Source organism: Flavobacterium caseinilyticum (assembly GCF_004349085.1).
GTDB classification, from domain to species: domain Bacteria; phylum Bacteroidota; class Bacteroidia; order Flavobacteriales; family Flavobacteriaceae; genus Flavobacterium; species Flavobacterium caseinilyticum.
Map to the genome: position 1 here is coordinate 276,269 of NZ_SMFM01000003.1, position 12,000 is coordinate 288,268.

Annotated in this window: 13 protein-coding genes; all 13 read right to left on the reverse strand. The window is 35.1% G+C overall.

The annotated features are described in order from the left end of the window. Positions 1 to 3 precede the first annotated feature (3 nt). On the reverse strand, positions 4 to 1,446 hold the full coding sequence (locus E0F89_RS09635) for a complex I subunit 4 family protein (protein ID WP_131909585.1): 1,443 nt from the start codon (positions 1,444 to 1,446) through the stop codon (positions 4 to 6). Positions 1,447 to 1,455: 9 nt separating this feature from the next. Next, the gene (gene nuoL / locus E0F89_RS09640) at positions 1,456 to 3,342 is read right to left on the reverse strand and encodes an NADH-quinone oxidoreductase subunit L (protein WP_131909586.1); all 1,887 of its coding nucleotides are present in this window, start codon (positions 3,340 to 3,342) and stop codon (positions 1,456 to 1,458) included. A 6-nt stretch (positions 3,343 to 3,348) separates the two neighbouring features. Continuing rightward, the gene (gene nuoK, locus E0F89_RS09645) at positions 3,349 to 3,669 is read right to left on the reverse strand and encodes an NADH-quinone oxidoreductase subunit NuoK (protein WP_066079401.1); all 321 of its coding nucleotides are present in this window, start codon (positions 3,667 to 3,669) and stop codon (positions 3,349 to 3,351) included. A gap of 1 nt (position 3,670) precedes the next feature. Further along, the gene (locus E0F89_RS09650) at positions 3,671 to 4,183 is read right to left on the reverse strand and encodes an NADH-quinone oxidoreductase subunit J family protein (protein ID WP_131909587.1); all 513 of its coding nucleotides are present in this window, start codon (positions 4,181 to 4,183) and stop codon (positions 3,671 to 3,673) included. Next, on the reverse strand, positions 4,183 to 4,728 hold the full coding sequence (locus E0F89_RS09655) for a NuoI/complex I 23 kDa subunit family protein (RefSeq protein WP_131909588.1): 546 nt from the start codon (positions 4,726 to 4,728) through the stop codon (positions 4,183 to 4,185). Before E0F89_RS09655 ends, E0F89_RS09650 begins: the two co-directional genes overlap by 1 nt. Before the next feature lie 158 nt (positions 4,729 to 4,886). Next, positions 4,887 to 5,939, reverse strand: a complete 1,053-nt coding sequence (gene nuoH / locus E0F89_RS09660) for an NADH-quinone oxidoreductase subunit NuoH (protein WP_131909589.1) — start codon at positions 5,937 to 5,939, stop codon at positions 4,887 to 4,889. Next, positions 5,932 to 6,981, reverse strand: a complete 1,050-nt coding sequence (locus E0F89_RS09665; protein WP_131909590.1) for a 2Fe-2S iron-sulfur cluster-binding protein — start codon at positions 6,979 to 6,981, stop codon at positions 5,932 to 5,934. Before E0F89_RS09665 ends, nuoH begins: the two co-directional genes overlap by 8 nt. 18 nt (positions 6,982 to 6,999) lie before the next feature. Beyond that, positions 7,000 to 8,367 carry an NADH-quinone oxidoreductase subunit NuoF gene (nuoF, locus tag E0F89_RS09670; protein ID WP_131909591.1) on the reverse strand — a complete coding sequence of 456 codons (1,368 nt, stop codon included), beginning with the start codon at positions 8,365 to 8,367 and terminating at the stop codon, positions 7,000 to 7,002. Position 8,368: 1 nt separating this feature from the next. Then, positions 8,369 to 8,899: a complex I 24 kDa subunit family protein gene (locus tag E0F89_RS09675; RefSeq protein WP_131909592.1), complete on the reverse strand. Its 531-nt coding sequence runs from the start codon at positions 8,897 to 8,899 to the stop codon at positions 8,369 to 8,371. 81 nt (positions 8,900 to 8,980) lie between these two features. Beyond that, entirely contained in the window at positions 8,981 to 10,219 is a 1,239-nt protein-coding gene (locus E0F89_RS09680; RefSeq protein WP_131909593.1) for an NADH-quinone oxidoreductase subunit D, read from the reverse strand. A gap of 35 nt (positions 10,220 to 10,254) precedes the next feature. Next, positions 10,255 to 10,776 carry an NADH-quinone oxidoreductase subunit C gene (locus tag E0F89_RS09685; RefSeq protein WP_131909594.1) on the reverse strand — a complete coding sequence of 174 codons (522 nt, stop codon included), beginning with the start codon at positions 10,774 to 10,776 and terminating at the stop codon, positions 10,255 to 10,257. Positions 10,777 to 10,779: 3 nt separating this feature from the next. Next, the gene (locus E0F89_RS09690; RefSeq protein ID WP_066335808.1) at positions 10,780 to 11,328 is read right to left on the reverse strand and encodes an NADH-quinone oxidoreductase subunit B; all 549 of its coding nucleotides are present in this window, start codon (positions 11,326 to 11,328) and stop codon (positions 10,780 to 10,782) included. 80 nt (positions 11,329 to 11,408) lie between these two features. Further along, a complete protein-coding gene (locus E0F89_RS09695; protein ID WP_131909595.1) occupies positions 11,409 to 11,774 on the reverse strand; it encodes an NADH-quinone oxidoreductase subunit A in 366 nt (121 codons plus the stop codon). Between the last annotated feature and the right edge of the window lie 226 nt (positions 11,775 to 12,000).

The following is a 12,000-nucleotide window of genomic DNA, read 5'->3' on the forward strand; positions in this document are numbered from 1 at the left end:
GACTTAGTTAATTCGGTTTATTTGAGTTAAAATTTCTTCCAGACTTGGCGTAATCAAATCGGTAATTGGCTTTGGATACATCCCAAAAAAGAATAAAACACCAATTATAAGTACCAATGTTATTCCTTCATTGACAGTTACATCAGCAAAAGGCTTTGTATTTGTCTCTCCCAACATTGCATGTTGAAACATTTTCAACATATAATACGCTCCTAAAATAATGGTTGTTCCACCTAAAATGGCAAACCAAATATTGATTTGTGAAAGACTGTATAAAACGGTGAATTCTCCAATAAAGTTAAAAGTAGTTGGCAAGGCAACAGATGCCAGAACCAAAATCAAAAACATCGAAGTGAATTTTGGTGATTGTGTACGAATTCCGCCCATTTCAGCAATAGCTCTGGTTTCATATCTTCTGAATATAATTTCAACTGTATAAAATAATCCAACAACTACAAATCCGTGTGCAATCATTTGTAAAACTGCTCCACGCAATCCGTCTAATGTCAACGTGTACGTTCCAGCTGCTATTAATCCAACGTGAGCCAAAGAAGAATACGCTAATAATTTCTTTAAATCTTTTTGTTTCAATGCAACGATAGATCCGTAAATCACACCTACAATTCCAAGTCCAATGAAAATATACATGTATTCTTTGGCTGCCAATGGTGCCAATGGCAATTGCCAACGAATAACGCTGTACAATCCCATTTTTAGCATGATACCAGATAAAAGCATAGTACCAACAGTTGGTGCTTTTTGGTATACACTCGCTTGCCAAGTGTGGAAAGGAATTAATGGAATCTTAATTGCATACGCTAAGAAGAAAGCCAAGAATATCCATAATTGTTCGGTTGCTGATAGATTCAATTTATATAAATCTTCTAATAAAAGACTTCCGGCTTTTTGATACATATATACAAAAGCCACTAACATAAATAAAGAACCTGCAAGTGTGTAAATAAAGAATTTCACTACCGCTTTTTTGCGTTCTTCTGCGTCTCCGTTACCCCAAATTAAAGCAATGAAGTAAATAGGAATCAATGATAATTCCCAAAAAATATAATACAAAAGACCATCTGATGCTAAGAATGTTCCTGCCATTGCAAAAGACATAAACAAGATTAACGCATAAAATGATTTTGAATTTTTATAATCATTTCCAAAAGAAGAGAATATAATAATTGGAGTCAATACCGTGGTCAACAAAAGCATCGCCATCGATAATCCGTCTGCTTTTAGAGCAAAAGAAATATTAGGTTGTGTGATCCACTGGTTGATGAAACTGATATTTTCACCTAAATTATAGTGATTTAATAATACAATAGCAGCGCCTGCAGCAGCTAACCCAAAGAACAAAGCCACTTTTGAAGCCAGTTTATCGCCTGCAAGAAAAGTTGCAAACGCACCAACCAAAAGTATAATTAATATTAGAGATACATTCATGATATATGATTATTGTTGAGCTAAAAATAAATAAGAAACAATGGCACAAAGCCCTAATACGAAAACAAAAAGATAAAGACCAATGCTTCCATTTTGTATTTTCTTTCCTTGGTAACTTATTTCGTTGGTAACTTTTCCGAATCCAAAAACTAAAGCTGATAAACCCGTTTCTACAGTGTCTCTGAAAAAACGAGACAAGAAATTAATCGGTTTAACAAAAATAGCATCATAAAATTCATCAACATAATATTTATTGTAAAGCACTTTAGAAAATCCTGTCATTGCAGCATCTTCAGTTGGAACATTATTTTGTTTGATGTATTTGGCGTAAGCAATACCAATTCCTACTAATCCACCCACAACAGCAATAGCCATCAAGATAAATTCTGTAGTTCCTAAATGGTGTTCAGCGGTTGCTAATTTCGGTAAAATAGGAATCAGATAATGATTCAACCAACTGTTTCCAGGTAAACTAATCATACCACCGATCGTAGCCAAAATTGCTAAAACAATCAAAGGAATCGTAATCAAAGAAGGACTTTCATGCAAATGGTGCTTTTGTTCTGCTGTTCCTCTGAATTCTTGGAAGAATGTCAAGAACATTAAACGGAACATATAAAAAGCAGTCATTATAGAGGCAATCGAAGCCACAACCCATAACGGAATATTTTGATGGAAAGCCACTAATAAGATTTCGTCTTTCGAGAAAAATCCTGAAAACAATGGAACTCCTGAAATCGCTAAAGAAGCAATCAACATCGTTGCAAACGTAATTGGCATTGCTTTTTTCAAACCACCCATATTTCGCATGTCTTGTTCTCCGTGCAAAGCATGAATTACAGAACCTGAACCCAAGAACAAACAAGCTTTGAAGAAAGCGTGTGTGATTACGTGGAAAACGGCCACTTCATAAGCGCCTAAACCTAAAGCTAAAAACATTAATCCCAATTGAGAAACCGTAGAGTAAGCCAATACTTTCTTGATATCATTTTGAACCAATCCAATAGTTGCAGCAAGTAAAGCAGTAACAGCTCCAACTATCGCAATAATCGATTGAACATCCGGAGTCAAATCAAATAAGAAATTCAATCTGGTAATCATAAAAATTCCTGCAGTAACCATTGTAGCCGCGTGAATCAAAGCTGAAACCGGTGTTGGACCAGCCATTGCATCTGGTAACCAAGTATATAATGGGATTTGTGCTGATTTACCACAAGCGCCAATAAATAAAGCGAAAGCAGCAACAGAAAGCCAATACATATCAAGATTCGTTGCTCCGGCAATTGCCGTTTTTAAAGTAGCGTAATCTAAAGTTGAGAATAAATTCCCAAGAATGAAAATTCCAACTAACAATCCCAAATCACCAATACGGTTCATAATAAACGCTTTCTTAGCAGCGTCATTGTATTCTTGGTTTTTATGCCAAAATCCAATTAACAGATACGAACAAAGACCTACGCCTTCCCAACCGATGAACAATACTAATAAGTTACTTCCTATTACCAAAGTAATCATGAAGAATATAAACAGATTCAAATACGCAAAAAACTTGTGCATGTTTTCATCATCGTGCATGTAGCTTATCGAATACAAATGAATCAAAGATCCAATTCCGGTCACGAAAAGCAACCATAAAATAGACAATTGGTCCAACTGAAAGCCAAAATCCACATTGAAATTACTGATTTGAATCCAGTCAAAAAGTGAAATACGAATTCCTTCTGGTTGTGCTGAAATTCCACTAAAGAAATATCCTGTTGCTATAAAAGAAACTAAAACTGAAAGCGTTCCGATTATTCCTGAAAGCGATTTTCCAAGGCTTTTGCCAAAGAAAACATTGATTAAAAATCCTAAAAAAGGAGCGAGAACTAAAACTAAAGCTATATTGGTATTCATTTCCATTTATCCTTTTAAGTTTTTTAAATTATCGATAGTAATTGACCCTAAATTTCTAAAAATAGAAACCAGAATTGCCAATCCTACCGCAACTTCTGCCGCAGCAACTGCCATCGAAAAGAACACAAAAACTTGTCCTTGTGCATCTTGATGATAGGTTGAAAATGCTACAAACAATAAGTTTACTGCATTCAGCATAATTTCAATTGACATAAATACGATAATGGCATTTCGTCTGTACAATACCCCAAAAACGCCAATACAAAAAAGTATTACGCTTAGGAATATATAATTTTCAATACCAATGTGGTTTAAAATATTGTTCATCTTATTTTTGCAATTTTTCTTTTTTAGACAATAACACAGTTCCAATCATAGCAACCAAAAGTAATATGGATACAAATTCAAACGGAACCATATATTCATTCAACAATATTTTACCCAATACTTTTATAGATTGGTAATCTTCGCCGGTAGTGACATATTCTCCAACAATAGGTTTTGAATTGATAAAAATGGCTATTAAAACCAAGCAAATCAAGCAAAAAGAAACAATAGCTCCTACTCTTGTAATTCTAGGACGGTGCACTTCTCTTTCCTCATTTAAATTCATCAACATGATGGTAAATAAAAACAAAATCATAATCGCTCCAGAATACACAATAACGTGAACTATCGCCAGGAATTGAGCGTTCAATAATAAGTAATGACCTGCGATCGAAAAGAAACAAATAACTAAATAAATAGCACTGTGAATCGGATTTCTGCTAAAAATTGTTAAAAATGCGGTTGCTAATGTAATAGCAGCCAATACACAAAAAATTATAAGTACTGTAGACATTAGTTAGCGTTTTTAAGTTGAGCATTTTGCATTGCGATATCTAAAGGCATAACTAATTTATCTTTTCCAAAAATAAAATCTTCTCTTTCATAACTGGAAGGAACCAAAACTTTAGAAGTTGTAAGGTAGATAGCGTCTTTCGGACAAGCCTCTTCACACAAACCACAAAAAATACAACGCAACATATTGATTTCATATATCGACGCATACTTTTCTTCTCTGTACAAATTTTTTTCATCTGCTCTGCGTTCTTCAGCCTTCATCGTAATTGCTTCAGCAGGACATGATAAGGCACACAAACCGCAGGCCGTACAATTCTCACGACCTTGCTCATCACGTTTCAATTGGTGTTGACCGCGATACACTGGACTCATTTCACGCACTTGCTCCGGATACTGAATCGTTACTTTTCTGGTGAACAAATGCTGAATTGTAATTATCAAACCTTTGACAATTGCAATTAGATACATTCTTTCCCAAAAAGTCATCTCCTTGTTGGAGACTAGCTTTTTTCTTCCCGATAAGGATATACTTTCTATTGACATTTTTTATTTTTATTTGAAGCTTAATCCTGCTATTCGTTTCAATCTTTATTGTTTTTTAAAGAAAAAACAATAAAGGATTTACACTGCTATCAGGGCTAGGGCTTTTTCTATATGAATTATATTTAATCCTAACTATATCCCCTAAGGGGTTAGGGCGCTCAAAATCCAAAATAAGCAGCAATATCTGCTCTCAAAATTACAGTTCCTGTAATTATAATATTAACAATCGCCAATGGAATCAATATTCTCCACCCCAAATGCATCAGTTGATCGTATCTGAATCTTGGAATAGTCCAACGAACCCACATGAAGAAAAATATGAATCCACATAATTTGATAAACAAAGCACCAAATCCTAAAACATTGGCAATATTTACACCCCAATTTTCAACAGCCCAGCTCATTCCAGGATAATTATAACCTCCAAAGAACAAAACCGCTAAAATAGTGGAAGAAATAAACATATTCGCATATTCAGCAAATAAATAAAATCCCATTTTCATCGATGAATATTCGGTGTGATATCCTCCAATTAGTTCCGTTTCACATTCCGCTAAATCAAAAGGAGTCCTATTGGCTTCAGCAAAAGCACAAATTAAAAATATGATGAAAGACAACGGTTGGTAAAATATATTCCAATTCATTCCTGCTTGCTGCATTGAGATTTCTCTTAAACTCAATGTTCCGGTCATCATCAGTAATGCAATTATGGACAATCCCATAGCAATTTCATAAGACACCATCTGAGAAGCTGCTCGAACGGCACCAATCAATGAAAATTTATTATTCGAAGCCCAACCACCAATCATGATTCCGTAGACACCCACTGACACAACCCCAAAAAAGTATAACAATCCAATGTTTAGATCAGTAGCCTGCAATAAAATATCTCTTCCAAATAAATGCAGCCTGTCTCCCCAAGGAATTACAGCACTCGTCATTAAAGCGGTGCTCATTGCAATTGCCGGTCCTACAAAAAACAAAAATCTGTTTGGTGTATTTGGTTCAAATTCTTCTTTCGAGAATAATTTTAAACCATCAGCAAGCGGTTGAAACAATCCAAAAGGACCGGCTCTGTTTGGTCCAACACGATCCTGAAGCCATGCGGCAACTTTTCGTTCAGCCCATGTGGAATACATTGCCATCAACATTGTCAGCGCAAAAACTGCAACAATAATGACACTTTTTTCTATGATAATAGTACTATCCATTATTACCCAAGCTTTTTTGATTAATAATGTCTTCTTCAGTCAATGGAATTTCGACCATGCTTATTTTCTTACGGTCTTCTTCTCTACCTAAAAGAATATGATCTTCAGTAGCGATCTCCACTTTTTGTAATTTTCTGTTGTATTTATTTTGGTTGATAACGGAATCTTTTTCAAATGCTCTTGGTCCTTCAATAGTCCAATCGGCAATATCTTTGTGGTCAAAACGACATCCGTTACAAATAAATTCATCTACTTCATGGTACTCATCTTTTCTTCCGGTAACACGTTGAATTTCGTCACCAAACATCCAAACTGTAGTTTTTCCGGAGCAAGTAGGACAATTTCTGTGTGCATTGTAAGGCTTGCTGAACCATACTCTGGATTTAAATCTAAATGTTTTGTCAGTCAATGCTCCTACAGGACAAACATCAATCATGTTTCCAGAGAACTCATTATCAACTGCTTTAGAAATACAAGTAGAAATATTAGAATGATCTCCTCTATCCATTACTCCGTGAACACGATCATCGGTTAACTGATCTGCAACCATTACACAACGGTAACAAAGAATACAACGGTTCATGTGTAATTGAATATTTGGACCAATATTTTCTGGCTCAAATGTTCTTTTTTCTTCAATAAAACGAGTTTCTGATTTCCCGTGCTCAAAGCTCAAATTTTGCAAATCACATTCTCCTGCCTGATCACAAACCGGGCAATCTAATGGGTGATTGATCAATAAAAACTCTGTAACTGATTTTCTGGCTTCTTGAACTCTTGGCGAAGATTTACTGTTCACTTCCATTCCGTCCATACAACCTGTTACGCAAGATGCCATTAATTTAGGCATTGGTCTTGGATCAGCTTCACTTCCTTTTGCAACTTCCACTAAACAGCAACGGCATTTTCCACCGCTTCCTTTTAGTTTAGAATAATAGCACATTGCTGGCGGAACTACTTCTCCACCTATCATACGCGCCGCCTGCAGGATTGTTGTTCCTGGTTCTACTTCTATGCTTTGACCGTCTATGGTTACTTTCATTTTCTGAAATTCTTGACTTTATACGATTACTTTAGAAACTAAATGCTTAACTTTTTCGAAAGGTTCAGCAACAAAATGATCTCTATTTTTTATTTTTTCCGGAAAACGGATATGGTATTCAAACTCTTCTCTAAAATGACGAATTGCTGCTGCTACTGGCCAGGCTGCTGCGTCACCTAATGGGCAAATCGTATTTCCTTCAATTTTACTCTGAATACTCAACAGCAAATCGATGTCTTCTTCACGACCGTGACCATTTTCTATTCGGTGCAATACTTTTTCCATCCAGCCAGTACCTTCACGACATGGGGAACATTGCCCACAGCTTTCATGATGATAAAAACGTGAGAAATTCCAAGTATTACGAACAATGCAAGAGGTATCATTATAAACAATAAATCCACCTGATCCTAACATAGAACCAGTTGCAAATCCACCGTCACTTAAAGATTCGTAAGACATCAAACGATCTTCACCGTTTGCCGTTTTATAGATTAAATGGGCTGGTAAAACGGGAACAGAACTTCCTCCCGGTACAAATGCTTTCAAAGGTCTGTCAGAACTCATTCCGCCTAAATATTCATCAGAATTCATGAATTCATAAACACTTAAACCCATTTCGATTTCGTAAACACCAGGATTTTTAATATGTCCTGACGCCGAAATTAATTTAGTCCCAGTAGAACGACCAATACCAATCTTAGCATATTCCGCACCTGAATTATTAACAATCCATGGCACAGCGGCAATCGTTTCTACGTTATTTACAACCGTAGGATTTGCCCAAAGTCCTGAAATTGCAGGAAATGGCGGCTTGATACGAGGATTTCCTCTTTTTCCTTCCAAAGATTCAATTAATGCAGTTTCTTCACCACAAATGTAAGCTCCGGCACCACAATGAACATAAAGTTCTAAATCATACCCTGAACCCAATATGTTTTTACCCAAAAATCCAGCAGCTTTTGCTTCGTTAATGGCTCTTTCTAATATTTTATAAACCCACATGTATTCTCCACGAATGTAGATATATGAAAGGTTTGCTCCCAATGCATAACTGGACGTAATCATTCCTTCAATTAATAAATGAGGAATAAATTCCATCAAATAGCGATCCTTGAAAGTTCCTGGCTCAGATTCATCCGCATTACAAACTAAATGTCTTGGTTTCCCTGATTTTTTATCAATAAAACTCCATTTCATTCCTGCTGGGAAACCTGCTCCTCCACGACCGCGTAATCCTGAAGTTTTCACTTCTTCGACAACTTCGTCTGGTGTTAATGTTTTTAAGGCTTTTTCTACTGAAGCATAACCACCGTTTTGACGATATACTTCGTAGGTTTTGATGCCCGGAACATTTATTTTATCTAATAATATTTTTTGTGACATATTATTTATCGTGTAATATTATTGTATCGTTTTTGCAATCTTCAATTAACTGGTCGATTTTTGCTGCAGTCAAATGTTCTTTATAAAAATCGCCTAATTGCATCATTGGAGCGTAACCACAAGCTCCTAAACATTCAACTCCTCTAACTTCAAACAGACCGTCTGGAGTAGGTTCGCCCACTTTTACACCTAGTTTTTCGCAGGTATAATCCATTAGATCTTCCACTCCATTCAAACAACATGGAGAAGTTTGACAAAATTCAAACATGTATTTTCCAATTGGTCTTTGGTTGTACATCGTATAAAACGAAACTACTTCGTATACTTCAATTGGTTTAATCAAAAGGATTTCGGCTACTTTATTCATCAATTCAATACTCAACCAATTCTCGTGAGCATCTTGAACTTCATGCAAAACCGGTAATAAAGCCGATTTTCTTTTGTCTTCAGGATAATGACTAATCAATTCATTGATGCGAGCCATCAATGCTTCAGTCATATTTATTTCTTGTTTGTGATACGTTCTTTCCATTTTAATTATTTTAAATTTTGAATTCCAAATTTTAAATGTTTTGAATAATTTATAATTTAAAATTCATCATTTATAATTTTACTAAGCGTCTAATTCTCCGGCAATAACATTTAAACTTGACAAAATAACAATTGCATCCGACAGCAAAGCCCCTTTTATCATTTCTGGATACGCTTGATAGTAAATAAAACAAGGTCTACGGAAATGCAATCTATAAGGAGTTCGACTTCCGTCTGTAACCAAGTAAAAACCTAGCTCTCCGTTGCCTCCTTCTACAGGATGATATATTTCAGCAACTGGAACAGGAACTTCTCCCATAACAATTTTGAAATGGTAAATCAACGATTCCATACTTGTGTAAACATCTTCTTTTGGAGGAAGGTAATAATCCGGAACATCAGCATGAAAGTCATTCCCTTCCGGCATTTTTGCTAATGCTTGACGAATAATACTTAAACTTTCCCAAACTTCGGCGTTACGAACACAAAAACGGTCATACGTATCACCCGATTTTCCAACTGGAACTATAAAATCAAAATCTTCGTAAGAAGAATACGGTTGTGCTACACGAACATCATAATCGACACCCGCAGCACGTAAATTTGGACCTGTAAATCCGTAAGCCATCGCTTGCTCAGCTGTTATAGCTCCAACATTTACCGTTCGGTCAATAAAAATTCTATTTCTTTCGAATAAGTTTTCAAATTCTTTCCAAGCTGCTGGAAATTCTTCTAAAAACACATCTAATTTTCTAAAAGCTTCTGGTGACCAATCTCTTTCGAAACCACCAATTCTTCCCATATTAGTTGTCAAACGAGCACCACAAATTTCTTCGTAGATTTCGTATACTTTTTCTCTAAACTGAAACACATATAAAAATCCGGTATATGCTCCGGTATCCACACCAAGAATTGAATTACAGATGATATGATCCGTGATTCTTGCTAATTCCATTACGATAACTCTTAAATATTGCGCTCTTTTAGGAACTTCAATATCCAACAATTTTTCTAATGTCATCCACCAACCCATGTTATTTATAGGTGATGAACAATAGTTCATTCTATCTGTAAGAGGGGTAATTTGGTAAAATGGACGGTTTTCAGCAATTTTTTCGAAAGCTCTGTGAATGTAACCAATAGTAGGTTCCGCTTCCAGAATTCTTTCTCCATCCATCAATAGGATATTTTGAAAAATACCGTGTGTAGCCGGGTGAGTTGGCCCTAAATTAAGGATCGAAAGTTCACTTCCGTCTTCATTTAGTTGTTCTTTTATTCTTTTAGCATAGCGATGCTCTGGTGGTAATAATAGTTCTGACATTTATTTAATGTGAAAAATTATAATAGTGTGTGTTTTTAATAATTGTCGGTTGTTCTTCCAAAGAAACGGTCGTCTTTATCAGTTCTTCCGCCATCTTCCAATGGAAATTCTTTACGCATTGGAAAAGAAATCATTTCATCCATATTCAAAATACGTTTTAATTGCGGATGACCAATAAAGTTAATTCCATAAAAATCATACGTTTCTCTTTCCATCCAGTTAGAACTAAGGAAAATGTTTGATATCGTTTTTATTTCTGGATTGTCACCGTTGATAAACGCCTTGATTTTAATCCTTTTATTTTCATACCAATTGTGTAGATGATACACCACTGCAAATTGATGGTCCACATCATTGTCAGGATAGTGAATCCCACACAAATCAGTTAAAAAATGAAAACGTAATATCGGGTCATTTTTCAAAAAAAGAATCACCGCTGTAATTTTATCGGCAGCGACTTCAAATGAAAATATATCTTTTTCCTGATTGAATTCAAAAACATCTGAATCAAATGTTTCAACTAATTTTTCTTGGATTTGTATCGTTTCTAGCGCCATTATTTATTTGATGTTATAAGAAGCCAATAATTCTTGATATTCTGGAGAACTTCTTCTTCTTACCGATTCCGTTTTAACCAATTCTTGCAATTTCATAACTCCATCAACGATTTGCTCTGGTCTTGGCGGACAACCCGGAACATAAACATCAACCGGAATCACTTTATCAATCCCTTGCAAAACAGAATAAGTATCAAAAATTCCACCAGATGAAGCACAAGCTCCAACGGCTATAACCCAACGAGGTTCCGACATTTGTTCGTAAACCTGGCGTAAAATTGGCGCCATTTTTTTAGAAATAGTCCCCATTACCATTAACATATCCGCTTGACGAGGAGAAAAACTCACTCTTTCAGAACCAAATCGTGCCAAATCATAATGCGAAGCCATCGTTGCCATAAACTCAATACCACAACAAGATGTTGCAAAAGGCAAAGGCCACAATGAATTTGCACGAGCCAATCCCACAACATCATTTAGTTTTGTAGCGAAGAAACCTTCACCAACAACACCTTCCGGAGGGGCAACCATATTTATATTTGAATCGCTCATTTTTTATTATTTTGAATTATAAATTTTGAATTGTAAATGAAATTTTTTTGCATTTAAAATTCAATATTTAAAATAAATTTTTACTCCCACTCTAACGCTTTCTTTTTGATGATGTAGAAAAAACCCACCAAAAGCAAAAGCATAAAAATTATCATTTTCACCATTCCTTCAATCCCTAATTCCTTGAAATTAACGGCCCAAGGATATAAGAAAATCACCTCAACATCAAATAAAACAAATAAAATAGCAACAAGAAAATATTTTACTGAAAAAGGGATTCTTGCGTTTCCAACAGATTCAATACCACATTCGAAGTTTTTATCTTTAGCTTCAGAAGATCTTTTAGGACCTAATTTTCCTGAAACAAAAATAGTTCCTACAACAAACCCTACTGCAAGTATTAACTGCATTAAAATAGGTATATAATTTAATTGATCGGATTGCATAAAATGAATTTTTTTGAATGAGAATAAGCGACAAAGATAACTTTCAAATTATTAAATAACAATTAAAACTTAAAAATACATCTCTACTACAACGATGTAAATTTACAGTTTTTATTTATTATAAATAAGGAAAGACTGTTTTCTTAAGATGTGTTTAACGTTTTTTGAATTTAATATTCGTTAATACAGGATCGTTTTTTTGGATTTGGTATACACAAAAAAAAAA